We start from the raw sequence: 24,431 nt of genomic DNA, 5'->3' as shown, positions 1-24,431 counted from the left end.
GGCACATGGAATGCGGATCTGGGGCGCTGATGGTGCGCTCCAGATCGATGAGAATTCATTCACCATTCGGGTGGTGCTTTCTACGCTGGTGACGTTTGCGACTGGTGCGCCAAAGGGGAATCAGGATTTTTCAGTGCCTGATGTTGGACCTAGTAATGGAGTGGCAATCGTCGTTCCTATCGGGCCGTACACTCAGTTTCAGACGCAATTCGAAACCGAACTCGTCAACAATGTTGCGCGGGTCTACAACCACACACGCGGATATGCTTCGAGCGGAACCGGCTACGGAACGATGCGCCTCATCGTCATGAGGTTTAACTGATGAGTTATGGACTTCAGTTCACAAATAACAACAACACCGTCGTACTTGATTCCGAGTACGCCCGATTAATGGTGATTTCTAGCGGTAGGTTCGCTCCGACCGAGGAGGGTGGGCTCGGTTCTACCACCTACTTTGCGCGGCCGGTTACTTCGCAGGAACCTCCATTGGTGTTTGTTCGTCCGGATACAGTGGGGGCGATAGCCGGCCTCTGCCAAATGAGGTTGATTGGATCAGCTGGTAATTGGACTGGTTTTTATGTTCGCGCTTACAACGCACTGACAGCGCAGCCCAACGGACGCTATTTCGTTTCAGCATTCGGCGCGCAGTATGTGGCTCAATATGGCCTTCGAATCTGGGATGGCGCGAACAATCTGTTGTTTGATTCAGGCACGACAAACGCAAATTTCACTCGATCGTTCCAGAACTGGACGTTTGTGAAGTACGAGACGGGTGATCAAGGATTAGTTACCAACTACTACACCGTCCCATTCAATTTTCCGGAAAACGAGTACATGTTGATCAACTCGTTCGGCATGCCGATGAACTCTGGCAGCGGTATCCCCCGGCAGCTCGCCTGTCTGTGGGATTTTCCTCATAACACGCTGTACGCCATCACCGCGGCGACATCTAACCCTATCGCTTTCTATCTTCCTGCTGTTTTCGCAAAGCAAGCCGTTTAATAACACTCAAATAGGATGTAACTATGCCCTGGCACAGATTGGGTACGGTGTCTGTTACGCAAAATTCAAGCACCGTGACCGGCGTAAATACGTCGTTCGCGGCCAACACCCGTATCGGTGACGCATTCATCGGCCCTGACGGTCGCCAGTACGAACTGGCCAACGTCGCGAGCGACACGGTGATCTCGATCATCCCACCGTATCTGGGGCCAACGGCATCTGGAGCGAGCTATGCGGTCGCACCAATTCAGGGTTACCAGAAGGGTCTGGCTGACCAGGTCCGGGACTGGGTGAGCAACTACGGCCCGAAGATGTCCGCGCTCGGTACGACCGGGAACTACGACATTCTCCCATTTAGCAAGGGCGGTACCGGCGTCGCTGTGAATAACGCCAACGAGCTTCTGGCCGCATTGGGTGCCATGCCGTCTGCTGGCGGGTCATACGCGCCGGTCTTCAACTCACTACGAGTGATCACAGGTGCTGTACCTTCTGCCGGCGGTGGGTTCTTCGGTTGGAATGAAGCCGGCAACGGCAGCGGCATGTCCGGTGCGGTGTCATTCACCTGCAACCAGGGCGGCGGCACAGGTGGATTCAGTTGGCGCACCGTGAACCAGGCCAACACCGCCGGTGGCCCCTTCATGACCTTGTCGTATGCTGGCGTGTTGAACGTACCTGTGGGACTTCAACTGGCGGGTCGGAATGTTGTCGAAAGCGGTTCTAACGCCAACGGAACCTGGGTTCGCTTCGCCGATGGTACGCAGTTTTGCTGGTTCACCACTGGGTCGATCGGCGCAAGCACCGTTCAAGGTAACTGCTGGATCAGCACGCCTGCCACCTGGACCTATCCGGCAGCATTTGTCACCGGTTCAGAGCCTGTGGTTACAGGTGTGACGAACTCGGGCAACGGCGTTATTTCACTCAATGGGGCCCCGACAACTACAAGCGTCTCATGGTCGCGCGTGGCCTTTTACAACGACGCCACCGCCCGCGCCTCGCGCATGATGGCCGTTGGCCGATGGTTCTGACTGGAGGACATCAATGATTATCAAGCTTTCGCCCATCCGCATGGAGGGCACCATGACGCTATCCAAGGCCGGTGACGCTCTCACCATCGATGGGGAAACGTTCGACTTCACCGCGCTGCCAGAAGGGGCGGTGCTGCCCGCCGAAGCCGTCGGTTCTCCGCGTGTTGTCCAGCCGGTTGAGCGTGTCGGTGGGCAGTTGATTATCACGCTGGCGCTGCCAATCGCAGTCGATGCCGGTGAAGCCGCGTGCTTCCCGGCTGATATTGCCAACCCGCCGGATGGCGAAGTGAGTTTGCCGCGATGAATATCGATTTCAGCAAGATGGTCACCGCCGAGCAGCGAAAGGCTGAGCAGTTCGAGGCTGATCTCGAAGCGGCCCGCGCACAACGCCGCGCAGCCTATCAGGCCGAGTCCGATCCACTGCGACTGGAAATCGCCTATGACGCTCTGAGCCAGGGCCTTGAGCCAGACTTCTCGCCATGGGTTGAATCGGTCGCCGCAATCAAGGCGAGGTATCCGCTGCCCGAGGCTATTCCGGCCTGATGCACCAAAGAACAACCAGCCGCCCGTGAGGCGGTTTTTTTTCGCCTGGAGAAAATGATGACTGTGACCGAACAAGACCGAGACATTCTCGCCCGGACGATCTGGGGCGAGGCGCGCGGCGAGACATCCGCCGGCAAGGTGGCCGTGGCCTGGAGCATCCGCAATCGCGTACTGGATGGGAAGCCCAAGTCCTGGTGGGGGGAGGGCTATGCCGGGGTCTGCCAGAAACCCTACCAGTTCAGCTGCTGGAACAAAGGTGACCCGAACTATCCTTTCGTCAGTGGCGCCCGGGAGATCCCGTTCCGGGAACTGGCACAGTGCCGGATTGCTGCTGACCAGGTAATCGACGGCAAGGTGCCGGATCCTACCGGTGGTGCCACGCACTACTACGCGCTCAGCATGAAGACGGCGCCAGGCTGGGCGGCGAAAGCCAAGCAGACTCTGCAACTGGGCGGCCACGTCTTTTTCAAGGATGTGCCGTGATGGCGGTGCCGTGGAGGTTGGTGGGCGCCGTGACGCTGGCGCTCATCGCCTGGGCCGGCGCCTGGCAGGTTCAGGACTGGCGCTACGGGAAGCAGTTGGCCGAGCAGGATCGTCTGCACACCGACACCCTCAATCAGTTGACCATGGCGGCGGCCACCGCGCAGCAGGCCGAGCAGGACAAGCGGCTGGCGCTCGAACAGCGGCTGGCGGCCAGTGACAAAACCCACTCCGAGAAAATGACCAATGCTCAAAAAGCCCAGGCTCTGCTGCGCGATCGCCTTGCCACTTCTGATCTGCGGCTGTCAGTCCTCATCGATGCGGGTTCAACCGGTGGCTGTTCAGTGCCTGCCACCGCCGGCGCCGGCGGCGTGGTTCATGGCCCCGTACGAGCCGAACTTGACCCGGCGCATGCTCAACGAATTGTCGCCATCACCGATGAAGGCGACCGGGGATTGATCGCGCTGCAGGCATGCCAGGCATACGCGAAGGCGGTCAGCACTCGCGCTCCTGCGCCTCCCTGAGTAGGCGCTGGTTTTCCTGGAACAGGTAAACGTTCTGATGCTTGATGTCATTCAGGACGCGAAGATCGCTCGTAAGTACGGTTGTTTGAGCCTGAAGGCGATGCACGTCAGCTTGGGTCGACAGTAGCTGTTTTCGGAGCGCGTCGCGCTCTTTGCCGGTTTCTGTATTGATCTCGACCAGCTTGAATATCCGTTCCCGCTCTTCGCGAAGCTGTCGGTTCAGTTCCTCGAATTCATTTTCGTAGAGCCTGAGCTGTTGCCGGCAGGTTTCGAGTGGCGTCGGGCAGCCGAGCCAGTCATCGGTGTTTTCGATATCGAAGTTATCCACGCTCACGCCTTGCTTTGTACTGTTTGGATATACAGTAATTGAGGTGTGCCGAGCGGGCGAGGGTGAGGCGACGAGCTGTAGGATTTTGGATTGGTGTTCGGTCGGCAGGACGCCGGAGGTTGGTGCGCAAAACCTCCTCTGGAGGCCGCGTGTTTCCGTTTGCATAAGCACAAAAAAGTGGATACTTTGCAACCGGCTGAACAGGTTATATTTCTTTTAAATCAATAGGTTATGATTCTTCAGTCCCCAGCATGGGGTGCTAGGGGTCGAGTGTTCGAATCACTCCGTCCCGACCATATAATTCAAAGGGTCGCGAGATTTTATCTCGCGACCCTTTTTTATTTTTGTTCTTTTTACCCTCACAAAACGGCTGGCTCTGGGTGGAATCTTAGGTCGCGCGTTGTTTCTGGAAAGGCTGTACAAGGGGGGGCTGATCGGCAAGAACCAACAACCTCCGCCTCCCCCTTTGCATTTCGAGAGCGTACGCCTTACTAAACCACCGCTCCGAAAAGCGATCCCACCATTGCCGTAATGCCCATAGCCAGCGCACCCCAGAATGTCACCCGCCAGGCCCCGGTGATGACCTTGGCTCCGCCGGCCTTGGCGGCGATGGCGCCTAGTGTCCCGAGAAACACCAAGGACATGCCTGATATCCAGGGCACCACGCTGTGCTCCGGCGCGACAAACGTCACCGCCAGCGGCAAGGCGGCGCCCACCACGAAACTGGCGGCGGAGGCCAAAGCTGCCTGCAAGGGTTTGGCGGTGAGGGTGGCGCTGATGCCCAACTCGTCCCGGGCGTGGGAGCCCAATGCGTCATGGGCCATCAATTGATCGGCCACTTGATGGGCCAGTTCGGGTGATACGCCGCGATGCATGTAGATGTTGGCGAGCTCGATGTGCTCGGCTTTCGGGTCGCTCGACAGTTCTGCCCGTTCGCGGGACAGATCGGCCCGCTCGGTATCGGCCTGGGAATGTACGGAGATGTACTCGCCAGCGGCCATGGACATGGCTCCGGCCATCAGGCCCGCCATTCCGGTGACCAGCAATGTGGCGTGGCTGGCATTGGCGGCCGCGACGCCCATCAACAGGCTGGCGGTAGAGACAATCCCGTCGTTGGCGCCCAGGACGGCGGCGCGCAGCCAGCCGATACGATCGCTTCGGTGTGCCTCGGTGTGCCTGTGCATGAACTTCATTGTAGAACGGGGCTCCCTGTCATTAGGCGGTTCACGTCGGACGGGTTCCGAGCGGGCCGGCAATCGGTGTCAGCGGGTTTCAATTTGCGCCTGCAACTGGCCGCCGACAATGGATATTTCTTTGAATTGTTCACCCTCGCGCAGCACGAACAACGCGTCCATCCCGCGTTCCTGAGCCAGACGTGGGCCCTCGGTTTCGCCCAGGACCATCAACGCCGTGGCCCAGGCATCGGCGAGCATGCACGAGGCCGCCACCACGGTGACGGCGGCGAGCGGGTTGCACAGCGGCGCGCCGGTGGCCGGGTTCATGGTATGAGCATAGGACTGACCGCCCACGTCTACCCAATGTCGATAGTCCCCGGAGGTCGCGATAGCGGCATCGCCAAGTTCCATCACGCCCATGACTTCACGCACGCCCCGGTTGGGCTTTTCCAGGGCCACGACCCAGCATTGGCCGTCAGGTTTGACGCCCCGGGCGCGCATTTCGCCATCGATGCCGACCAGGTAGCGGGTGATGCCCAAACCCTCCAGGCAGCGGGCCAGTTCATCCACGCCAAAACCTTTGGCGATGCCACTCAAGTCAAGGTTCAGCGGTAGGCGCTTGCGTGCCTGATTGTGTTGCGGGTCAACCACTAATGCGGCGCTGGCCAACAGCCGGGCGCGCAGCGGCATCGTGCCGATCGTCTGCTCTGTGACTGTCTGTTCCCCGGGGCCGAACCCCCAGGCGTTCACCAGGTCACCGACAGCGATGTCGAAGGCGCCGCCCGATTGCTGACTGACGCGCAGCGCAGCCGACAGCACCGTGGCCAGTTCCTTGGGCACGGACACCCATTCCTGCTCGGGGGCAGCGTTGAGGCGGTTGATGTCCGAGTCGGGTTTCCAGGTGGACATTTGCTGGTCCACTCGGGCCACGGCGCGCGCCAGGCGACGGCCAACGTCGTCGGCATCGATCCCGGCCCCGGCATAAAACAGGGCGGTGTAACGAGTGCCCATGGTTTCGCCGTTCAGGCTATAGCGCTGCAACTCAGTAGACGTCTTCACGGTAGCGTCCTTGTGCCTTGAGGGTCAGCACACTTAGGTTGAGGGGCGCCAACACTTCATCGAGGGCCTGTATCACGCCTTTGGCCATTTCGCGGCTGCCACACACCAGCACTTGGGCACCTTTTTCAATCAGTCGGCGCAAGGTCAAGGCATCGCCGATCAGCCGGTCTTGAACGTAGCAGCGGTCCTGAACCTGAGAGAAGGCCGCGCGCAGTGCCGTGAGGCGACGGTCTGACAAGTATTGGTTGAGCTCCGGCTCATAGAGAAAGTCCGAGGTCGGGTTGCGCCCGCCCCAATACAAGTGCATCGGGTGCCTGGCCTTATTGTTTCGGATAAAACCGGCCAGAGGACCGATGCCGGTACCGGCGCCGATCAGGATCACCGGGTGCGCGCCCGACGCCGGACGAAATTGCGGGTTGGGCTGGATAAAGGCTTCGATCTGCGCGCCGATGTTCAGGCCATGAAGGAATTGCGAGCACATGCCACCGTTGTGTTTACGCACACAGATCTCCAGCACGCCGTCCCGGGAGCCGCTGGCCAGCGAGTAGAAACGCGGGATCGGGCTGCCGGGGGGCACAACCCCGACCAGGTCACCGGCCAGAAAACCCGGCAGCTCGCCGCAGGCTTTGAAGCGCAGGATGTGGGTCGGCGCATTCACCTGTTCGCCATAGGCAATCCGCTCTGTCAGCTGCAATTGATGGGTACGCGGCTGCTGCGGGGTGTGAACCAGCACCAGATCCTGCCCCAACACTTCGCCCAACGCATGACCCCAGCGGGCAAACTCCTGAGAGGACTGGCGGTTGACGGTTTCCAACCCCAGCAATGGCGAGCCACCGGCCTGCAGCATCGCGTCCTGCACCTGATGGGCGTACTGACAGAACTGTGCAAACTGACGGTCGCCCAGGCCCAGCACCGCAAAAGGCAGACCGGGCTTGAGGCCGGTTTTGGCCAGCCGCGCCAGGAACTGCGAAGCCGAGGCCGGCGCATCGCCGTCACCGTGGGTCGCGGTGAGGATGAACACCCGTTGGGCTTTGCGGTAATCACCCACCCAATCATTCATCGCCGCGCTGTGCACCTGATGACCACTCTGGTGCAAGGCGTCGTGCAAGGTTTTGGCAAAGCCCCAGGTGCTGTTATTTTCACTGCCCACCAGAATTACGCTGTCGGCGGAGTGGGCAGGGCTGTTGTGGCGGATATTCGGGCCAGCCTTGCGGCGGCGCCACCACAACAGGATGCCGGTCACGCTCATCAACGGCACGCAGAGGGCGCAGAGTCCAAGCGGCAGGCCCAGCCACCAGAGGCCTTCGCCGGTGTGCAACTGATAGATCCATTCGTAGAGGTTGTGCATCGAGTCATGGGCTTGATAGGACAACAAGGCGCCGCTGGCCTGGTCCACGTAGCCGTCGCCCTGGGCCGTGCGCAGGGAAAACACATCGTGCGGGTTGCCAGGGCTCGGGTAAACCAGCTCGCGCAGGTCGTTGAGGTCGGTGGCCTGCAAGGCTTGCAGTGTCGCCACCGGCAAGGTCGGACCGGTACTGACGTGGGCGGGGAAGGCGGGTTCACTCTGACTGCCGTCGGCGATAAAACCGAACGTGGTGGCGGACATGTAGAGCCCGCTCAATGTCGACAGCAGCAGCCCGAGCAACGCCAGTCGCCCAACTTCAGCATGCCAGCGCTGGCTGAAGGTGCCCCGCAGTGGCCGCAGCAAGTTGCGCCAGCCACCCAGGCGCCGGGCCAGCAATAGCGCGCCGGACACCGACAACATCAGCATGAACAGCGCGCCGACACCCGACGCTCCGTGGCCTGGCGTGCCAAGGAACATCGAGCGGTGCAGCTCTTTCACCCAACGCGTAAACGCGGAGGGTGCATAAGGCGCCAGGCCTTCGCCGGTCAGTGGATCGACCGTTTCAGCCCCGGCCTGACCGTTCTTGTTGTAGTAGACGATGACCGTCCCGGACGCCGTGCGCTGGATCTGCTCCACGCCCGGGAAGTGATTGGCCACACGTCCGGCCAGTTGGCCGACGTTGAGTTGCCCGGCGGCGGTGGCGGTGTTGTGCAAGCGTTCCAGCGCCGGGTCGACCGACAGGATCGCACCGCTTATGGCCAACAGCATGACCAACAGGGCCGCGATCAGGCCGGGCAGGGAATGGGACTGGCGAAGCATGTTCAGCCTCCAGAAAGGGCAGGTGCTACAGATCGTAAGTAAAGGACTCGACATAGGTGCTGCCGGTCGCCGGCTGGCCCGCGCCCTTGGACGTGAGCGGCGCGCTGACATCGGCGCGAGCGTCGCGTTTGTCCTCGACGGCACTGTCGATGCGGATCTGATACCCGGCATCAATCAGGGTGTCTGCCAGTTCGACGCTGACTTTTAGCGTGCGCCCACTGCCGACACTGGCGCCGCTGACCCCGTCAAACTCGCTCGGGTTCATCCCGCTGCCACGGGCCCAGTCGCTCAGGTGCTTGTAGTACTTGGCTTTCTTGCCGGCCACCCAAAGGGTTTTCTGATATTGGCCGTTGGCGTCGGTGACATAGATCGCCAGGTAGGCATCATTGCCGCTGTAGTCCTTGAGCTGTGTGGTCAAGGTCACTTCACGAGCCTGAGCCAGACCCGGCAGGGCAATGGCGCCGGCAAGGCAGGTGGTTGCGATGATCTTTTTCATGAGGGTGTCCTTTTGATCGTTAGGTCGAGAGCCTGGACCTGCTTGCTGACAGCAACCTGAAGCGCAGGGAAAACTCATCGACAGGTGAGGCGTCATTCGGTGAGCGGGCTGCCGAGGTAATCCCTGGCATCGCCGTCGTCGCGGAAATGGATCTCGAGTGTGCGCAAACGCAGCGAGGCCGGTGAGTAGCTGGCTTCGATGGCGTTGCCTTTTCGATCCAGCCCCTTGAGCTCGTAACAACCGTCGTCGATCTTGATGCGTTGCACGCTCCAGCCGTATTGCCGCTCGACCTGCTGACGCAAGGTTTCGCGCGGTTGCCAGTCGCTCACCGGGTCGCTGCAATCGTCATCGGCCAGGGCGTAACCACTGAGCAGCAGGCTCAACAGCGTGGCATTGGCAATAGAACCTGTTTTCATGATCTGTCTCCTGCCGAGGTCGGTGTCTGTGGCATACCCTAAGGTGCATTCCTGACAACCAGCTGAATCTTCAGATTCACGTCAGGTAAGGCGATTAAGGTGCTGCATGACAACCATCACAGGAGGTGCCAGATGCGGGTTCTATTGGTCGAGGACGCTCCAGGCCTGGGGGAAGCGGTGCGCGAGCAGATTGCCGATGACGGCCACGCCGTCGATTGGGTGCAGCGCCTGGACCACGCGCGCAACAGCGCACGCACCACGCCTTACGACCTGATCCTGCTGGACCTGATGCTCCCGGACGGTCGCGGGCTGGATTTTTTGCGTCAGCAACGTTCGGCAGGGGACGAGACCCCGGTGATTATCCTGACCGCCCAGGATCAGATTTCCGATCGTATCGCTGGCCTCAACGCGGGCGCCGACGACTACCTGGTCAAACCGTTCGACCTGTTCGAGCTGTCGGCCCGTGTGGCGGCGGTGGCCCGGCGCTGTAGCGGCAACCCCAATCCACAGATCAGACTCGGCGACTTGCAGGTCGACATGAGTGCCCGCACGGTGTTGCGGGCCGGTGCGACGGTGGACCTGACCGCGCGGGAGTGGGCGCTGTTCGAAGCGTTTGTGCAGCGCCCCAGCGCGCTGCTGTCCAAGTCGCAGCTAGAAGAGCGGTTGTATGCCTTCGGCGCCGAAATCGAGAGCAACACCATCGAGGTCTACATCAGTCGGCTGCGTAAAAAACTCGGGCGCGATCTGATTGAAACCGTGCGGGGCATGGGCTACCGGTTGATGTCCGCATGAAGCCGTCGTCAAACCTTCAAAAACGCCTCGGCCTGGGGCTGACGTTGGGCACGACCTTACTGTGGCTGGCGGCGACCGTTGGCGCCTGGCTGGTGGTGCAGCATGAATTGAACGAGGCGTTCGACAGTGCACTGGAAGAGACTGCGCAGCGCATTCTGCCTCTAGCCGTGCTGGAAATCAGCAACCGGGAAAACCCCAGTGAGGCACAACATATCGCCACCCTGAAAATGCACAAGGAATACCTGACGTACCTGGTGCGCGATGCCAAGGGCGAGATCCTGATGCAGTCCCACGACGCCAACCCGAAGATCTTCAACCAACAACCGGCCGAAGGCTTTTCAACCACAAAAAAATACCGTCTGTACGGCGCCAGTGCGCTACGTGAAACAGTGTTTATCGAGATTGCCGAACCTCTGGAACACCGCCGTGAAGCGGCACGTGAAGCGTTGCTTGCCCTGTTGTTGCCATTATTGGCGCTGATTCCCATCAGTCTGTTGGGGACGTGGTTGTTTGTGCGCATCAGCTTGCGCAGTGTATTGGCCTATCGTCGTGCCGTGGAGACTCGTGGGGTGGGTGATCTGTCGCCGATCAGCGGAGCGCGATTGCCGGCGGAAATCGCACCACTGGCGGAGGCGGTCAATCATCTGCTGGAGCGCTTGCGCAAGGCTTTGGAGAGCGAACGCAGCTTTACTGCCAACAGCGCCCATGAACTGCGTACGCCACTGGCGGCAACCCTGGCGCAAATCCAGCGACTCCACCAAGAGGCGCCCGAGGGCCCGTTGCGAGTACGTGCGGCGAAAATCGAAAACGCGTTACGCGAGCTGGCGCGGCTTTCGGAAAAACTCATGCAACTGGCCAAGGCCGAAGGCGGTGGCCTGTTGTCCGAAACGCCTCAGGACCTCATTCCGTTGCTCGCCCATGTGGTTGATGAGTGGAACAACCGCAGTGGGCACCGGATCAGGTTGCAGCTGCCAAACCAGACCTGCGTGTACTCGACCATTGATCCGGACGCCTTTGGCATCCTGTTGCGCAACCTGATCGAAAATGCGCTGAAGTACGGGGCAGCGGATCAACCGATCGATGTCAGTCTCACCGAACAGGCACAGCTACGGGTGGTCAATAGCGGCCCGGCGGTGCCGCAGTCGGTATTGCAGCACCTGACAGAGCGCTTTGTGCGCGGTCACAGTGAAATCAGTGGTTCAGGGCTGGGGTTGGCGATTACTAAAACCATCGTGCAGGGGGTCAACGCGAGAATGAAATTGTTTTCCCCTGCAACAGGTCGACAGGAGGGGTTCGAAGTGTGCGTCTGGTTACCGCTTGCCTAGTTCCAATCAGGTCGTCAGGCGCCACTTGGCTTTTTCTCAGCGTCGAGAATAACGAGCGAAAGTTGAGTTCGGCGCGTCCACAGGCTCATTTCATTCATGTCCTCTACTCCTGGGATGCAGGCGCACTAGTGCACGGACGGATCGCCAAGACAGGCCGCGATCTCATTCACTGTGCTGCGTGCTGTGCGTGTTACACCGATCAGCGTGGCGGAAGCCGAACCTGTCCACTCGCCATAGCCCACCAGCCATAGTCTTGGTTCCTGGATCGAGTGAGTGCCGTCGACCTTAACGCGACCTTCAGTGTCGATCACCCCCAACGTATCCAGATGCTGAAGTGCGGGCCTGAACCCGGTACACCAAATGACCGCGTCCACTGCAGATTCAGATCCATCGGCCCACATCACGCCATCGCGAGTGAAACGTTCAAATGGGCGTACAGACTTGAGAGCATCACGCTCACGGGCTTCTACAACGGGTGGCACCATGACGATGTCTCCCAACCCGCCGACCGGCTGGTCAATGACACGCCCCTCTTGCTGGGCCTTCAAGCGCTGAGTGGCGCGCTCGAACAGCACCCGTCCATCCACATCGTCAGGCAAAAAGACCGGTTCAGTAACGGTTACCCAAGTGGTCTCGGCGACCTTGGATATTTCTGCCAGAATCTGCGCTCCTGAATTGCCACCACCCACCACCAAAACCTTCTTGCCAGCAAACGCTTGTGCATCGACATAGTTCGCGGAATGCAATTGCCGACCGGCGAATAATTCGGCATCAGGGTAGTGGGGGATATACGGATTGCTCCAGGTGCCGGTAGCGCTGATTACAACCTTGGCATCCCAATACTTGCCGTCAGAACGTACTCGTAAGCCAGACTCTAAGCGTTCCACGGAAACGACCCGAACCGGGCGTTCCACCGGAAATTGGTAGCGCTGCTCATATTGGTTGAGATAGTCGATTACATGATTTCGTGTGGGATAGCCTTCTTGCGCGGGCGGCATCATCCAGCCGGGTATTGAACTCCAGGTGGCCGGAGAGAATAAGCGCAGCGAGTTCCAGCCATGCCGCCAGGCACCACCGGGCTCTTCCTCTGCGTCGAGGATGACGAACGAAAGTTGAGTTCGGCGCAGGAAATACGCTACCGCCAAGGCTGACTGACCTCCACCGATAATCACTACATCTCGTTGGTTGCTGGGCGAAGGAGTCATGGTGGAAACCTAAAGTCGATGCCGGTGGCCAGTATAGCGACCCACGTTTGAATCCAACTGATCTGGCTCATAGTTTGAGGATGCAAAGAACACGCGTGGATCGTTCAGGAAATGGAGTGCTCACTACCAGTGGCCAGCGGCACTAAACTGATCCAACCCCCGCGCCGATCACACCGGACAGACTGAGGCCAATGAGAAGCAGGCCAGCGACAATGCGCAGGCGACGGTCAATGGTTCGAATGTCCGCTTTCATGGCGGATCTCCCGATCAATGGCTGCGCCGGCGCTCCAGTGCAGTAAACAACAACATGCCGGCCAGCATGGCCAACATGAACACGATCACTTGCCAATGCCCTGTCAGTAGAATGGCCACTGCGGGGCCAGGACAGATGCCCGCTATTCCCCAGCCGATGCCGAACAACAGGCTCCCGCCAATCAAGCGCGGGTCCAACTCACGTTTGATCGGTAGCTGCATTGGCCTTCCCAACAGCGAACTGGATTGTCGGCGGGCCCAGGTAAGCGGGCCAATGGCCACGCCAATGGCCCCGACCATGACCAACCCCAGGGAAGGGTCCCAGGCACCGGTTAAATCCAGGAAAGCGAGTACTTTGCTCGGGTTGGCCATGCCTGCCAGAAGCAGGCCCAGGCCGAAAAGCAGGCCAGCAATGAACGCAGTCAGTTTGGTCATGTTCAACCCCCCAGCAGATGACGCAAGACAAACACCGTGACGAAACCGCTGAACATGAAGCACACAGTGGCGACCATCGATCGCGGCGAAAGGCGCGATATGCCGCAGACCCCATGGCCACTGGTACAACCTGATCCGTATCGGGTGCCGATGCCGACCAATACACCGGCGACGATCAGTCCGCCCCCGCCACTTTTGAACTCAATCTGCGGCAGCGCGGCGAACAAACCCCATAGAAGCGGCGCGATGAGCAGGCCCAGGAGAAAAAGTGCTTTCTCACTCACGCCCTCGCTCCCACGCTGTAAAAGACTGCCGATCAAGCCGCTGATCCCGGCGATGCGCCCGTTGGCGACGACGAATAGACTGGTCGCCAGGCCAATCAATGCGCCACCGGCAAGGGATGACCAGGGAGTGAAGTTGAGCCAGTCGACATTCACGAGCTTTCTCCTACGCAAAAGTGTTGATACAGGGTTTGGATGACTGCCAATGCTGCGGGACTGCTGATGCAATAGACCACCTGCTTTGCGTCACGGCGAGTGCTTGGGTACATGGCAACCTCCAAGATAGCGATTTAAGTATCGCTTCTTGGCGTCCGTTGTCACGGGACAGGTCCACCAGTTTCCCTCCTCGTCAAAGTCCGACACTCAAGCCGATCACCTGGATCGGCTTTTTTTGTGCCCCCACAAAACTAGCCAGTGATTTCACTGACAGACACCCAGCGCCGCTCCTCAGCCGCGATCCGAATCGCCGTCGCCAGTCGTTCCACTTCAAACGCCTCCGCGAAATCAGTCCCGGTTTGTCCATTCCCGGCCAGAGCCATGATCAGCTCATGCACTTCCAGCGTCTTCAGCTCGTTGTAGCCCAGCTGATGCCCAGGCGCCGGGCTGAATGCGGCGTAGCCGGGCAAGTCCGGTCCGGCCAGTAAACGCTGGAAGCCGCCTTGGCCGGCGCGACACAGGCGTAGCTCGTTCAGGCGCTCCTGATCGAACGCCAGGGTGCCTAGGGTGCCGCTGACTTCGAAGCTCAGATGATTCTTGTAGCCATGCTTGAGCCAGCTGCTGCTGAAGGTGCCGCGCGCGCCGCTGGCAAAGCGCAGCAACGCATGGGCCTGATCGTCGACCGCAATGCGGCGTTGTTCCTGGCTGCCGGTTGTGGTTGGGCGTTGGCGATGGACGGTGTGGGAGTCGGCGCACACCGCTTCGACATCGCCCAGCAGGTAGCGCGCCATGGCGAGCAGGTGGCTGCCCAGATCCGCCAGTGCCCCACCGGCATGTTCGGGTTCGCAACGCCACGACCAGGGCGAAGCTGGATCGGCCATGAAATCTTCGCTGAATTCACCTTGAAAACTGATGATCTCGCCGAGTTCGCCACTCAGGATCAGCTCGCGTGCCAGGCCAATAATCGGGTTGTGTTGATAGTTGTAGCCGACCCGGGTGACGACGCCGGCATGCTTCGCTGCCACGTGCATCGCATGAGCTTGCTCAAGATTCACCGCCAGCGGCTTTTCGCAGTACACCGGCTTGCCAGCGGCAAGGGCGGCCATGGCCATCGGATAGTGCAGGTGATTGGGTGTGGTGATGGCGATCAGGTTGACCTTGGGGTCGTCGATCAATCGTAGCCAATCGCCATGGGCCTGCTCGAAGCCCCAGGCGGTGGCGCAGGCTTTTGCGCGTGCGGGATCGGCGTCAGCCAAGGCTGCCAGGCGAAGGGTGAAGGGCAGTTCGAATGCCCCGCTGACATTGCGAAAGGCCAGGGCGTGGGCGCGCCCCATGAAGCCCGTGCCGATCAGGCCGATTCCGAGTTCACGCATGACAGGATCCTTTGAGTTCTTGTTTTCAGAGGTCCTGTTTATAGAATAAATATTCCCTATACTCAAATAATGGAATAAATATTTTAAGTCGGCGTGTCAGCTGGGATGACGGAGCTCCGGTCAGTCCTCGAATCCGACCTGCTCGTGAATCTCGTCCACCTTCAACTCCAGTCGATAGGCCACCGCGATAAACAGCGCCTGGCACAGGCACAAAGTCGCACTCAAGGAGCGGAACGCGAACGAACTGCCTTCATTGACCAGCAGCAAAGTGTTGGCGCGCTTGGCCAATGGCGAGAGATTGCTGTCAGTGATGATCAAGGTTTTCGCCTGATGGTGCTGGGCGATGCGCAGGCAGTGCTGGGTTTCCTTGCCGTACGGCGTGAAGCTGATGGCGATCACCAGGTCATTGGCACGCACGCTGCGCATTTGCTCGCGGTAGCTGCCGCCGAGGCCCGAGACCAGGTGGATGCGCTTGTTGGTGTGTTGCAGGTTGTAGACCAGATAGTCGGCCACGGCGAACGAGCGGCGCACGCCGACCACGTAGATATTGTCGGCATTGACCACCAGGTCCACAGCCTTTTCGAAGGCCTGGTCATCGAGCTCCTGCCCCAGGCGTTCGATGCCCGAGAGGGTGGCGTCGATGCACTCGCGGGCAAGGTCGCCGCCGCTGGCTTTCTGCGACTTGTTGGCGATCATGCTGCGAATGCGTTGCTGGTAGTTCTGCACCGGCGTGGCTTTGTGGGTATACGCCTCGCGGAACAGCGCCTGCATTTCGCTGAAACCGCTGAAACCGAAACGCTGGGAGAACCGCACGATGGCCGACGGATGCACTTCGCATTCGCGGGCGATGTCGCTGATGCGGTCGACCATGATCCGGTCGCTTTGCTGGCTCATGTAACTGGCGATGCGTTTGAGCTGGCGCGGCAGGCTTTCGTATTCACGGGTAATGAGCTGCAGCAGACGCTCGGCATTGATCGGGGGGCTGGCAAGATCGCTCTCGGGCGTGCTCTCGGCGGTAGCCGGCTGATCGGTGCGGGACATAAATAATCCTTCTGGCTTGTTCTTATAGGGACGGTTGTACGTCTCATCCCCTGACAATAGGTTGGCTGTGCGCAGTCTACAGGCTCGGCCCGGACAAAATCTTGAGCTTGCGCCAGCAGGATGCCTGCTGAAACGATGCACTGTGTCTGGAGCGCCTGCACTGAAGTTTATTGGAAAAAATATTCCACGTGAAAAATAATTGGAATATTTATTGATTGTTCGATCCGGCTCGTTTTAGTCTGCATCCACCAAGAGTGCCCGGCGCGGTCACCGCGTCGGGCACAGGCTGATAAAAATAATAGGAGCCAGCATGGGCCAGACTCGTTTTGCCAGTGGACGTCAATTGGATCTGATTTGCCTCGGGCGCCTCGGCGTCGACCTCTATGCGCAGCAAGTCGGGGCACGGCTGGAGGATGTGAGCAGCTTCGCCAAATACCTTGGAGGCTCCTCCGCCAACATCGCGTTCGGCACCGCCCGGTTGGGGCTCAGATCGGCGATGCTGAGCCGCACCGGCGACGATCACATGGGGCGTTTCCTGATCGAATCCCTGGCCCGTGAAGGTTGCGATGTCAGCGGCATCAAGGTCGATCCGGAGCGACTGACCGCCATGGTGCTGCTCGGTCTCAAAGATCGGGAAACCTTTCCCCTGGTCTTCTACCGTGAGAATTGCGCCGACATGGCGCTGCGGGCCGAAGACATCAGCGAAGCCTTTATCGCCTCCAGCAAAGCCTTGCTGATCACCGGCACCCATTTCTCCACCGACGGCGTCTACAAGGCGAGCACCCAGGCGCTGGACTACGCCGAAAAGCACAACGTCAAACGGGTGCTGGACATCGACTACCGCCCGGTCCTGTGGGGGCTCGCCGGCAAGGCGGACGGCGAAACCCGGTTCGTTGCCGATCAGAATGTCACTCAGCATGTGCAGAGCATCCTCCCGCGCTTCGACCTTGTGGTCGGGACCGAAGAAGAGTTTCTGATGGCCGGCGGTTCCGAGGATTTGCTCACCGCCCTGCGCAATGTCCGGCGATTGAGCGCAGCGACCCTGGTGGTCAAGCTCGGCCCGCAAGGTTGCACGGTGATTCACGGAGAGATTCCGGCGCGTCTTGAAGACGGCGCGATTTATCCCGGGGTGCGGGTCGAAGTGCTGAACGTACTGGGCGCCGGCGATGCGTTCATGTCGGGTTTCCTCAGCGGTTGGCTGGAAGAGGCCAGCGACGAGCGTTGCTGCCAGTTGGCCAATGCCTGCGGGGGTCTGGTGGTATCGCGCCATGCCTGCGCACCGGCGATGCCAACCCGTGCCGAGCTCGATTACCTGTTCAGCAGCCCGGTGCCGATTACCCGGCCGGATCAGGACGCCATCCTGCAACGTCTGCATCAGGTCAGTGTGCCGCGCAAACAGTGGAAGCAACTGTTCATCTTTGCCTTCGACCATCGCGGGCAATTGGTTGAACTGGCCCAGAAGGGCGGGCGCGACCTCGGCGCCATCGGCGAACTCAAGCAACTGTTCATCAAGGCCGTAGAGCGTGTCGAAAACGATCTGCGCGAGCAGGGCATCGAAGCCGATGTCGGGCTGCTGGCGGATCAGCGTTTCGGCCAGGACTCGTTGAACGCCGCCACCGGTCGAGGCTGGTGGGTGGCGCGGCCGGTCGAGGTGCAGGGCTCGCGGCCGCTGGCTTTCGAGCACGGGCGCTCGATCGGCAGCAACCTGATCGTCTGGCCGCAAGAGCAAATCATCAAATGCCTGGTGCAATTTCACCCGGACGACGAACCGATGCTGCGCCTGGAGCAGGAGGCGCAGATCAAGGCGCTGTATCAGGCGTCACAAGTCAGCGGTCATGAACTGCTGCTGGAAATCATCCCGCCCAAGGATCACCCCTCACCTCATCCCGATGTGTTGTATCGCGCGCTCAAACGCCTCTACAACCTGGGCATCTACCCGGCGTGGTGGAAGATAGAAGCGCAAAGCGCCGAGGAATGGCGACAGCTCGACGAACTGATCCAGGCGCGCGATCCCTATTGCCGAGGCGTAGTGCTGCTGGGCCTGAATGCCCCTGCATCAGCGTTGGCCGAAGGCTTTCAACAGGCCAGTCATAGCCAGACCTGCCGTGGGTTCGCCGTGGGCCGGACGATTTTCCAGGCGCCGAGCCGCGCCTGGCTGGCCGGGGAAATCGACGACGAAACGCTGATCCGCCAGGTACAGGGCACCTTCGTCGAGCTGATCGATGCCTGGCGCACGGCCCGGGCCTGAGCCGCGGTTGAACATTCTAGAAATAACAATAAAAGGTGCAGCCATGCCCGCTATCCGAATTGGCATCAACCCGATTTCCTGGAGCAACGACGACCTGCCGTCCCTCGGCGGTGAAACACCGCTGAGCACCGCCCTCAGCGAAGGCAAGGCCATCGGTTATGAAGGCTTCGAACTCAACGGCAAGTTTCCCAAGGACGCCAAAGGCGTTGGCGACGTGCTGCGCCCGTATGACCTGGCGCTGGTGTCCGGCTGGTATTCCAGTCGCCTCGCACGTCGTTCGGTGGCCGAGGAAATCGACGCGATTGCCAGCCATGTCGAGCTGCTGGCGAAGAACGGCGCGAACGTGCTGGTTTACGGTGAGGTGGCCGACTCGATTCAGGGCCAGCGAATTCCCTTGGTCGAGCGCCCGCGTTTTCACACCGAACAGGCGTGGCAACAATACGCCGACAAGCTGACCGAACTGGCGCGCTTCACCCTGTCACAAGGCGTGCGTCTGGCGTATCACCACCATATGGGCGCCTACGTCGAATCCCCGTCGGACATCGATACCCTGATGGCGCTGACCGGCAATGAAGTCGGGCTGCTGTTCGATTCGGGCCATTGCTACATGGGCGGCGGTGAACCCTTGCAGGTGCTGCGCAAGCACCTGTCGCGCATCTGCCACGTGCACTTCAAGGATGTGCGCAAACCGGTGGTGCAACTGGCGCGTAACAACCTGTGGAGCTTCCCCGACTGCATCATCAACGGCACCTTCACCGTGCCGGGGGATGGTGACATCGACTTCGCCGAACTGCTGGACGTGCTGCTGGCGGCCGATTACCACGGCTGGCTGGTGGTCGAGGCCGAGCAGGATCCGGCAGTGGCGCCGAGTTATGTCTACGCAAAAAAAGGCTTCGACACCTTGCGCGCGTTGCTCGACGAGAGGACTGCACGATGAGCCTGCTGGTCAAAAGCAATGCCCGTGGCCGGACCATGGTCGAGCTGGCTGAAGGTGAACTGCAATACGTCGGTTTTGCCGCCTATCGGTTGAGCCTGGGTGAAACCTTGCCTGTTGCCGCAGGCGACAAGGAGCTGTGCCTGGTGCTGCTCAGCGGCCGGATCGGCATCCACGGCGAAGCACCGGGGCAGGGCGCCTTCAACTGGGACAACCTCGGTGATCGCCAGTCGGTGTTCGAAGATAAATCCCCGTTCGCCGCGTACCTGCCACCCGGCAGTCAGGCGCAGGTGGTGGCATTGAGTGATGCGCAAGTGGCGGTTTGTGCCGCTCCCGGCTCGACCACTACGGACCTCGGGCCGCGCCTGATCAGGCCTGAAGCCATGAAGCGCAGCGTGCGCGGCAAGGGCGCCAACACCCGCTATGTCTGCGACATTCTGCCGGACAGCGAACCGGCCCATTCGCTGCTGGTGGTGGAAGTGCGCACGCCGTCGGGGCACTCCTCGAGCTACCCGCCGCACAAGCACGACACCGACGACCTGCCGCACCAGAGCTTTCTCGAAGAAACCTACTACCACCAGATCAACCCGCCCCAGGGCTTCGTGTTCCAGCGGGTCTACACCGACGACCGCAGCATCGATCAGGCCATGGCCGTGGAAAACAGCGACCTCGTCGTCGTGCCCAAGGGCTATCACCCGGTCAGCGTGCCGTATGGCTACGAGTCTTATTACCTGAACGTGATGGCCGGGCCGAAACGCGTCTGGCAGTTCCATAACGACCCGCAGCACAGCTGGCTGCTGGATCTCTGAATTCCAACTTTCGCACGGAGAACAAGAACAATGAGCGACGCCCCGGTCATAGGCCACTACATCGACGGTCAGGTGCAGGACAGCGGTAGCGAACGATTCAGCGATGTCTTCAATCCGGCCACCGGCGGCGTTCAGGCGCGGGTCGGGCTGGCCAGCCAGAAGACCGTGGACGCTGCCGTCGCTTCGGCGCTGAAGGCCTTTCCGGCCTGGTCCGAGCAATCGTCCCTGCGCCGTTCGCGGGTGATGTTCAAGTTCAAGGAATTGCTCGATCGTCACCACGACGAACTGGCCGAAATCATCAGCCGGGAACACGGCAAGGTGTTTTCCGACGCCAAGGGCGAAGTCACCCGAGGCATTGAAATCGTCGAGTACGCCTGCGGTGCACCGAACCTGTTGAAGACCGAGTTCAGCGACAACATCGGCGGCGGTATCGACAACTGGAACCTGCGTCAGCCGCTCGGCGTCTGCGCCGGGGTCACGCCGTTCAACTTCCCGGTGATGGTGCCGCTGTGGATGATTCCGCTGGCGCTGGTCACCGGCAACTGCTTCATCCTCAAACCGTCCGAGCGCGACCCGTCCGCCAGTTTGCTGATGGCTCGCCTGTTGACAGAAGCCGGTTTGCCGGACGGAGTGTTCAACGTGGTCCAGGGCGACAAAACAGCGGTCGACGCATTGCTGCAGCACCCGGACATCGAGGCGATTTCGTTTGTCGGTTCGACGCCGATTGCCGAGTACATCCACCAACAGGCCACCGCGCGCGGCAAGCGGGTGCAGGCGCTGGGCGGCGCGAAGAATCACATGATCGTCATGCCCGACGCGGATCTGGATCAGGCGGCGGATGCCTTGATCGGCGCCGCTTACGGATCGGCCGGTGAGCGCTGCATGGCGATTTCGATTGCGGTCGCGGTGGGCGAAGTCGGCGATCAACTGATCGCCAAACTGCTGCCGCGCATCGATCAATTGAAAGTCGGCAATGGTCTGCAAGGCGACAACGACATGGGCCCGCTGGTCACCGCCGAACACAAGGCCAGGGTGGAAGGCTTTATCGATCAGGGCGTGGCCCAGGGCGCGCAGCTGATTGTCGACGGCCGTCACTTCAAGGTGCCGGGGGCCGAGGCGGGCTTTTTCGTCGGCGCGACGCTGTTCGATCACGTCACCACCGATATGAGCATCTATCAGCAGGAAATCTTCGGCCCGGTGCTGGGCATCGTTCGCGTGCCGGATTTCGCCAGTGCCGTGGCGCTGATCAACGCCCACGAATTCGGCAATGGCGTGTCCTGCTTCACCAGCGATGGCGGGATTGCCCGCGCCTTCGCCCGCAGCATCAAGGTCGGGATGGTCGGCATCAACGTGCCGATTCCGGTGCCCATGGCCTGGCATTCGTTCGGTGGCTGGAAGCGCTCGCTGTTCGGCGATCACCATGCCTACGGAGAAGAAGGCATTCGTTTTTACAGCCGTTACAAAAGCGTGATGCAGCGCTGGCCCGACAGCATTGCCAAGGGGCCGGAATTCAGCATGCCGACGGCCAAATAATTCCTCTGCGCGGAGAACAACAAGAATGAGTACTCCCCTGCGTTTTGCCCTCAACCGAATGGTCGCTCCACGTTTGTCCCTGCTGGCGTTCATCGAGTTGGCGGTGACCCTCAAGGCCGACGCCATCGAGATCCGCAACGACCTCAAAGGCGTCGAGATCGAGGACGGCACCGCACCCGAACACGTGCGTGAGTTGTGCTCGGCCCATGGCATCAGCGTGCTGTCGATCAACGCGTTATATCCGTTTGATGTGTGGAATGACGAGCGCCGCGCGCAGTCCTTGAAGCTGGCTGCCTATGCCCGCGATTGTGGTGCGCGGGGGCTGGTGATGTGCCCGTTGAACGACCGCGCCGATCCGCGCAGCGTCGCCGAACGTGCGTCGGGCCTGCGCACCGCGTTGAGTGAGCTGGCGCCGATCCTGCGCGATCACGGCCTGCTGGGTTTCATCGAGCCGCTGGGTTTCAAAGCCTGCTCGCTGCGTCGCAAACGCACGGCGGTGGAGGCGATCAAGGCGGTCGGCGGGCTGGACGTGTTCCGTCTGGTGCATGACACCTTTCATCACCATCTGGCAGGTGAGCAAGAGTTTTTCCCTGAGCTGACCGGGCTGGTGCACATCTCCGGTGTCGAGGAGACCGAGGCGCCGCTGGCGACCCTTGGCGATGGTCACCGGGTGCTGGTGGGCGCGGACGACATTCTCGGCAACGCGGCACAAATCAACAGCCTGCTCGCTGGCGGCTACAGCGGCTACCTGTCGTTTGAGCCGTTTGCCGACAGCGTCCATGGCCTGGCGGATATTCGGACGGCGATCGGCGCGAGCATGGACCACCTGAGCCAATCCCTGAGTTGACAGTGCCCCTCGCAGGGATCGGATCTGAATTTGAAAGGTGCGGTTATGACCACAACAAGACTGACCATGGCCCAGGCCCTGGTGAAATTCCTCGATAACCAGTACATCGAGATCGATGGCGTTCAGAGCAAGTTCGTCGCCGGGATCTTTACCATTTTCGGCCACGGCAATGTGCTGGGTCTGGGGCAGGCGCTGGAGCAGGACAGCGGTGACCTGATCGTCCATCAGGGCCGCAACGAACAAGGCATGGCCCATGCGGCGATCGGTTTCGCCAAGCAGCATCTGCGACGCAAGATCTACGCCTGCACCTCGTCCGTGGGGCCGGGCGCGGCGAACATGCTGACCGCTGCCGCCACCGCGACCGCCAACCGGATTCCCTTGCTGTTGTTGCCGGGGGACGTCTACGCCTGCCGTCAACCGGATCCGGTGTTGCAACAGATCGAGCAGTTCCACGACCTGAGCATCAGTACCAACGATGCGTTCAAGGCCGTGAGCAAATACTGGGATCGCATCAACCGCCCCGAGCAATTGATGACTGCGGCGATCCACGCCATGCGCGTGCTCACGGATCCCGCCGAAACCGGCGCCGTGACCCTGGCCCTGCCGCAGGACGTGCAGGCCGAAGCCTACGACTATCCCGATTACTTCCTGCAAAAACGCGTGCACCGGATCGAGCGTCGTCCGGCCACTGAAGCGATGCTCGGCGATGCCTTGGCGTTGTTCAAAGGCAAACGCAAACCGCTGATCATCTGTGGTGGCGGCGTCAAATACTCGGGTGCCAACGCGGCGTTGCAGGCGTTTGCCGAGCGCTTCGATATTCCCTTCGCCGAAACCCAGGCCGGCAAAAGCGCGGTGGTGTCCAGCCATCCGCTGAACGTCGGTGGCATTGGCGAAACCGGTTGCCTGGCGGCGAACCTGCTGGCGAAAGAGGCGGATCTGATCATTGGGGTTGGCACCCGCTACAGCGATTTCACCACCGCGTCGAAATCCTTGTTCCAGCACCCTGACGTGCAATTTCTCAACCTCAATATCAGCCCCTGCGATGCCCTGAAACTCGACGGCGTGCAACTGTTGGCGGACGCCCGAACAGGTTTGTCGGCGCTGGCCGGAGCGTTGGGGGACTACCGTTCCGGCTGGGGCGAACAGCCCCGTCAGGCCCGGGCGCAACTGGACGAGGAAGTGGATCGCCTTTATCAGATCGACTACCAGGCTCGGGACTTCGTCCCGGAAATCAACGACCATCTCGATCCGGCGGTGTTGCGCGAATTCATCGAGCTGACCGGTTCCTGCCTGACCCAGAGCCGTGTGCTCGGCGTGCTCAATGAAACCCTTGCCGATGACGCGGTCATCGTCGCCGCTGCCGGCAGCCTGCCCGGTGACTTGCAGCGCAGCTGGCGTAGCAAGGGGGTGAACACTTATCACGTCGAATACGGATATTCGTGCATGGGCTATGAGGTGAACGCCGCGCTGGGCGTGAAGCTTGCCGAGCCCGAGCACGAGGTTTATGCGCTGGTGGGCGACGGCTCTTACATGATGCTGCACTCGGAGCTTGCCACCTCGATCCAGGAGCGGCGCAAGATCAACGTGGTGCTGTTCGACAACATGACCTTCGGTTGCATCAACAATCTGCAGATGGGCAACGGCATGGACAGCTTTGCCACCGAGTTCCGTTTCCGCAACCCGCAGAGCGGCAAGCTCGATGGTGCTTTCGTGCCGGTGGATTTCGCCATGAGCGCGGCGGCCTACGGCTGCAAGACCTACAAGGTGAACACCGTTGAAGAGCTGCAGGCGGCGCTGGCCGATGCGCGCTTGCAGACGGTCTCGACCCTGATCGACATCAAGGTTCTGCCCAAGACCATGATTCACGGTTACCTGTCGTGGTGGCGGGTCGGCGTGGCGCAAGTCTCCACCAGCGCCCGCACCGATGCGGTGGCCAAAACCCTGAACGAACGACTGGCCAAGGCCCGTCAGTACTGATTGCTCTGAAT

General features: G+C 60.6%; 26 protein-coding genes and 2 pseudogenes. 15 read left to right on the top strand and 13 right to left on the bottom strand.

Annotated features, from left to right (window positions below; translation table 11 throughout):
* The first annotated feature begins 10 nt into the window (after window positions 1–10).
* Genes J5M72_RS07265 through J5M72_RS07235 form a run of 7 tightly spaced genes read left to right on the top strand, consistent with a single transcriptional unit; the run spans window position 11 to window position 3,574 of the window.
* Window positions 11–322, top strand: coding sequence for a hypothetical protein (locus J5M72_RS07265; RefSeq protein WP_207865125.1), 312 nt, complete (start codon window positions 11–13; stop codon window positions 320–322).
* Window positions 322–1,002 (top strand): hypothetical protein, encoded by a 681-nt coding sequence (locus J5M72_RS07260; RefSeq protein WP_207864876.1) that lies wholly within the window; start codon window positions 322–324, stop codon window positions 1,000–1,002. Before J5M72_RS07265 ends, J5M72_RS07260 begins: the two co-directional genes overlap by 1 nt.
* Before the next feature lie 23 nt (window positions 1,003–1,025).
* Entirely contained in the window at window positions 1,026–2,027 is a 1,002-nt protein-coding gene (locus J5M72_RS07255; protein ID WP_207864874.1) for a phage tail protein, read from the top strand.
* Between the two features lie 13 nt (window positions 2,028–2,040).
* Window positions 2,041–2,331, top strand: coding sequence for a hypothetical protein (locus tag J5M72_RS07250; protein WP_207864872.1), 291 nt, complete (start codon window positions 2,041–2,043; stop codon window positions 2,329–2,331).
* Window positions 2,328–2,570, top strand: a complete 243-nt coding sequence (locus J5M72_RS07245; RefSeq protein ID WP_207864869.1) for a hypothetical protein — start codon at window positions 2,328–2,330, stop codon at window positions 2,568–2,570. Before J5M72_RS07250 ends, J5M72_RS07245 begins: the two co-directional genes overlap by 4 nt.
* A gap of 57 nt (window positions 2,571–2,627) precedes the next feature.
* Window positions 2,628–3,053 carry a cell wall hydrolase gene (locus J5M72_RS07240; protein ID WP_207864867.1) on the top strand — a complete coding sequence of 142 codons (426 nt, stop codon included), beginning with the start codon at window positions 2,628–2,630 and terminating at the stop codon, window positions 3,051–3,053.
* A complete protein-coding gene (locus J5M72_RS07235) occupies window positions 3,053–3,574 on the top strand; it encodes a lysis system i-spanin subunit Rz (RefSeq protein WP_207864865.1) in 522 nt (173 codons plus the stop codon). The genes J5M72_RS07240 and J5M72_RS07235 overlap by 1 nt, the downstream gene beginning before the upstream one ends.
* Here J5M72_RS07235 and J5M72_RS07230 read toward each other — a convergent pair.
* The 6 genes from J5M72_RS07230 to J5M72_RS07205 all read right to left on the bottom strand — a co-directional run bounded on the left by J5M72_RS07230 (window position 3,546) and on the right by J5M72_RS07205 (window position 9,212).
* On the bottom strand, window positions 3,546–3,902 hold the full coding sequence (locus J5M72_RS07230) for a hypothetical protein (protein ID WP_207864863.1): 357 nt from the start codon (window positions 3,900–3,902) through the stop codon (window positions 3,546–3,548). The genes J5M72_RS07235 and J5M72_RS07230 overlap by 29 nt on opposite strands.
* A gap of 491 nt (window positions 3,903–4,393) precedes the next feature.
* On the bottom strand, window positions 4,394–5,095 hold the full coding sequence (locus tag J5M72_RS07225; RefSeq protein WP_084317898.1) for a VIT family protein: 702 nt from the start codon (window positions 5,093–5,095) through the stop codon (window positions 4,394–4,396).
* Window positions 5,096–5,164: 69 nt separating this feature from the next.
* Window positions 5,165–6,136 carry an FAD:protein FMN transferase gene (locus J5M72_RS07220; protein WP_347709516.1) on the bottom strand — a complete coding sequence of 324 codons (972 nt, stop codon included), beginning with the start codon at window positions 6,134–6,136 and terminating at the stop codon, window positions 5,165–5,167.
* Window positions 6,120–8,300 (bottom strand): PepSY domain-containing protein, encoded by a 2,181-nt coding sequence (locus tag J5M72_RS07215; protein WP_207864861.1) that lies wholly within the window; start codon window positions 8,298–8,300, stop codon window positions 6,120–6,122. Before J5M72_RS07215 ends, J5M72_RS07220 begins: the two co-directional genes overlap by 17 nt.
* Before the next feature lie 25 nt (window positions 8,301–8,325).
* On the bottom strand, window positions 8,326–8,796 hold the full coding sequence (locus J5M72_RS07210) for a DUF2271 domain-containing protein (RefSeq protein ID WP_169429685.1): 471 nt from the start codon (window positions 8,794–8,796) through the stop codon (window positions 8,326–8,328).
* A gap of 92 nt (window positions 8,797–8,888) precedes the next feature.
* Entirely contained in the window at window positions 8,889–9,212 is a 324-nt protein-coding gene (locus J5M72_RS07205; protein WP_207864859.1) for a PepSY domain-containing protein, read from the bottom strand.
* 132 nt (window positions 9,213–9,344) lie between these two features.
* On the opposite strand from J5M72_RS07205, the gene J5M72_RS07200 reads away from it, so the two are divergent.
* Entirely contained in the window at window positions 9,345–10,004 is a 660-nt protein-coding gene (locus J5M72_RS07200; RefSeq protein WP_207864857.1) for a response regulator transcription factor, read from the top strand.
* Entirely contained in the window at window positions 10,001–11,329 is a 1,329-nt protein-coding gene (locus tag J5M72_RS07195; RefSeq protein ID WP_207864855.1) for a HAMP domain-containing sensor histidine kinase, read from the top strand. The genes J5M72_RS07200 and J5M72_RS07195 overlap by 4 nt, the downstream gene beginning before the upstream one ends.
* A 125-nt stretch (window positions 11,330–11,454) precedes the next feature.
* On the opposite strand, the gene J5M72_RS07190 is transcribed toward J5M72_RS07195, so the two are convergent.
* The 7 genes and pseudogenes from J5M72_RS07190 to J5M72_RS07170 form a co-directional block, all read right to left on the bottom strand.
* Window positions 11,455–12,534, bottom strand: a complete 1,080-nt coding sequence (locus J5M72_RS07190) for an ArsO family NAD(P)H-dependent flavin-containing monooxygenase (protein WP_207864853.1) — start codon at window positions 12,532–12,534, stop codon at window positions 11,455–11,457.
* 125 nt (window positions 12,535–12,659) lie between these two features.
* Window positions 12,660–12,787: pseudogene (locus tag J5M72_RS28910) on the bottom strand (YgaP-like transmembrane domain); the annotation flags it as partial.
* Window positions 12,788–12,801: 14 nt separating this feature from the next.
* Complete coding sequence (locus tag J5M72_RS07185; RefSeq protein WP_207864851.1) at window positions 12,802–13,221, bottom strand: DUF6691 family protein; 420 nt, start codon at window positions 13,219–13,221, stop codon at window positions 12,802–12,804.
* A 2-nt stretch (window positions 13,222–13,223) separates the two neighbouring features.
* On the bottom strand, window positions 13,224–13,658 hold the full coding sequence (locus J5M72_RS07180) for a YeeE/YedE family protein (RefSeq protein ID WP_207864849.1): 435 nt from the start codon (window positions 13,656–13,658) through the stop codon (window positions 13,224–13,226).
* Window positions 13,655–13,759 (bottom strand): annotated as a pseudogene (locus tag J5M72_RS28905) (transcriptional regulator); the annotation flags it as partial. The pseudogene J5M72_RS28905 and the gene J5M72_RS07180, both read right to left, overlap by 4 nt.
* A 150-nt stretch (window positions 13,760–13,909) precedes the next feature.
* Window positions 13,910–15,031, bottom strand: coding sequence for a Gfo/Idh/MocA family oxidoreductase (locus tag J5M72_RS07175; protein ID WP_207864847.1), 1,122 nt, complete (start codon window positions 15,029–15,031; stop codon window positions 13,910–13,912).
* Window positions 15,032–15,151: 120 nt separating this feature from the next.
* Complete coding sequence (locus J5M72_RS07170; RefSeq protein ID WP_102621554.1) at window positions 15,152–16,072, bottom strand: MurR/RpiR family transcriptional regulator; 921 nt, start codon at window positions 16,070–16,072, stop codon at window positions 15,152–15,154.
* 310 nt (window positions 16,073–16,382) lie between these two features.
* Between J5M72_RS07170 and iolC the strand changes: the two genes are divergently transcribed.
* From iolC to iolD, 6 genes are read left to right on the top strand one after another with little or no spacing between them, the layout of a single operon-like run.
* Window positions 16,383–18,320, top strand: coding sequence for a 5-dehydro-2-deoxygluconokinase (gene iolC, locus J5M72_RS07165; protein WP_207864845.1), 1,938 nt, complete (start codon window positions 16,383–16,385; stop codon window positions 18,318–18,320).
* 43 nt (window positions 18,321–18,363) lie between these two features.
* Window positions 18,364–19,257 carry a myo-inosose-2 dehydratase gene (gene iolE / locus J5M72_RS07160; RefSeq protein ID WP_007956043.1) on the top strand — a complete coding sequence of 298 codons (894 nt, stop codon included), beginning with the start codon at window positions 18,364–18,366 and terminating at the stop codon, window positions 19,255–19,257.
* Entirely contained in the window at window positions 19,254–20,063 is an 810-nt protein-coding gene (gene iolB, locus J5M72_RS07155) for a 5-deoxy-glucuronate isomerase (protein ID WP_169429694.1), read from the top strand. Before iolE ends, iolB begins: the two co-directional genes overlap by 4 nt.
* Window positions 20,064–20,093: 30 nt before the next feature.
* Window positions 20,094–21,596, top strand: a complete 1,503-nt coding sequence (locus J5M72_RS07150) for a CoA-acylating methylmalonate-semialdehyde dehydrogenase (protein WP_207864843.1) — start codon at window positions 20,094–20,096, stop codon at window positions 21,594–21,596.
* Window positions 21,597–21,621: 25 nt separating this feature from the next.
* Window positions 21,622–22,443 (top strand): TIM barrel protein, encoded by an 822-nt coding sequence (locus tag J5M72_RS07145; protein ID WP_207864841.1) that lies wholly within the window; start codon window positions 21,622–21,624, stop codon window positions 22,441–22,443.
* 45 nt (window positions 22,444–22,488) lie between these two features.
* Entirely contained in the window at window positions 22,489–24,420 is a 1,932-nt protein-coding gene (iolD, locus tag J5M72_RS07140) for a 3D-(3,5/4)-trihydroxycyclohexane-1,2-dione acylhydrolase (decyclizing) (protein ID WP_207864840.1), read from the top strand.
* Window positions 24,421–24,431: the final 11 nt, after the last annotated feature.

It is taken from the genome of Pseudomonas sp. 58(2021), assembly GCF_017491585.1.
Taxonomy (GTDB): domain Bacteria; phylum Pseudomonadota; class Gammaproteobacteria; order Pseudomonadales; family Pseudomonadaceae; genus Aquipseudomonas; species Aquipseudomonas fluorescens_BT.
This window is presented reverse-complemented; position numbering and strand designations above follow the sequence as displayed.

What these genes read in the sequence shown, in the direction of transcription:
- J5M72_RS07265 (WP_207865125.1), top strand. Translation starts at nt 11, where the DNA reads ATGCGGATCTGGGGCGCTGATGGTGCGCTCCAGATCGATGAGAATTCA.
- J5M72_RS07260 (WP_207864876.1), top strand. Translation starts at nt 322, where the DNA reads ATGAGTTATGGACTTCAGTTCACAAATAACAACAACACCGTCGTACTT.
- J5M72_RS07255 (WP_207864874.1), top strand. Translation starts at nt 1,026, where the DNA reads ATGCCCTGGCACAGATTGGGTACGGTGTCTGTTACGCAAAATTCAAGC.
- J5M72_RS07250 (WP_207864872.1), top strand. Translation starts at nt 2,041, where the DNA reads ATGATTATCAAGCTTTCGCCCATCCGCATGGAGGGCACCATGACGCTA.
- J5M72_RS07245 (WP_207864869.1), top strand. Translation starts at nt 2,328, where the DNA reads ATGAATATCGATTTCAGCAAGATGGTCACCGCCGAGCAGCGAAAGGCT.
- J5M72_RS07240 (WP_207864867.1), top strand. Translation starts at nt 2,628, where the DNA reads ATGACTGTGACCGAACAAGACCGAGACATTCTCGCCCGGACGATCTGG.
- J5M72_RS07235 (WP_207864865.1), top strand. Translation starts at nt 3,053, where the DNA reads ATGGCGGTGCCGTGGAGGTTGGTGGGCGCCGTGACGCTGGCGCTCATC.
- J5M72_RS07225 (WP_084317898.1), bottom strand. Translation starts at nt 5,095, where the DNA reads ATGAAGTTCATGCACAGGCACACCGAGGCACACCGAAGCGATCGTATC.
- J5M72_RS07215 (WP_207864861.1), bottom strand. Translation starts at nt 8,300, where the DNA reads ATGCTTCGCCAGTCCCATTCCCTGCCCGGCCTGATCGCGGCCCTGTTG.
- J5M72_RS07210 (WP_169429685.1), bottom strand. Translation starts at nt 8,796, where the DNA reads ATGAAAAAGATCATCGCAACCACCTGCCTTGCCGGCGCCATTGCCCTG.
- J5M72_RS07205 (WP_207864859.1), bottom strand. Translation starts at nt 9,212, where the DNA reads ATGAAAACAGGTTCTATTGCCAATGCCACGCTGTTGAGCCTGCTGCTC.
- J5M72_RS07200 (WP_207864857.1), top strand. Translation starts at nt 9,345, where the DNA reads ATGCGGGTTCTATTGGTCGAGGACGCTCCAGGCCTGGGGGAAGCGGTG.
- J5M72_RS07195 (WP_207864855.1), top strand. Translation starts at nt 10,001, where the DNA reads ATGAAGCCGTCGTCAAACCTTCAAAAACGCCTCGGCCTGGGGCTGACG.
- J5M72_RS07190 (WP_207864853.1), bottom strand. Translation starts at nt 12,534, where the DNA reads ATGACTCCTTCGCCCAGCAACCAACGAGATGTAGTGATTATCGGTGGA.
- J5M72_RS07185 (WP_207864851.1), bottom strand. Translation starts at nt 13,221, where the DNA reads ATGACCAAACTGACTGCGTTCATTGCTGGCCTGCTTTTCGGCCTGGGC.
- J5M72_RS07175 (WP_207864847.1), bottom strand. Translation starts at nt 15,031, where the DNA reads ATGCGTGAACTCGGAATCGGCCTGATCGGCACGGGCTTCATGGGGCGC.
- J5M72_RS07170 (WP_102621554.1), bottom strand. Translation starts at nt 16,072, where the DNA reads ATGTCCCGCACCGATCAGCCGGCTACCGCCGAGAGCACGCCCGAGAGC.
- iolC (WP_207864845.1), top strand. Translation starts at nt 16,383, where the DNA reads ATGGGCCAGACTCGTTTTGCCAGTGGACGTCAATTGGATCTGATTTGC.
- iolE (WP_007956043.1), top strand. Translation starts at nt 18,364, where the DNA reads ATGCCCGCTATCCGAATTGGCATCAACCCGATTTCCTGGAGCAACGAC.
- iolB (WP_169429694.1), top strand. Translation starts at nt 19,254, where the DNA reads ATGAGCCTGCTGGTCAAAAGCAATGCCCGTGGCCGGACCATGGTCGAG.
- J5M72_RS07150 (WP_207864843.1), top strand. Translation starts at nt 20,094, where the DNA reads ATGAGCGACGCCCCGGTCATAGGCCACTACATCGACGGTCAGGTGCAG.
- J5M72_RS07145 (WP_207864841.1), top strand. Translation starts at nt 21,622, where the DNA reads ATGAGTACTCCCCTGCGTTTTGCCCTCAACCGAATGGTCGCTCCACGT.
- iolD (WP_207864840.1), top strand. Translation starts at nt 22,489, where the DNA reads ATGACCACAACAAGACTGACCATGGCCCAGGCCCTGGTGAAATTCCTC.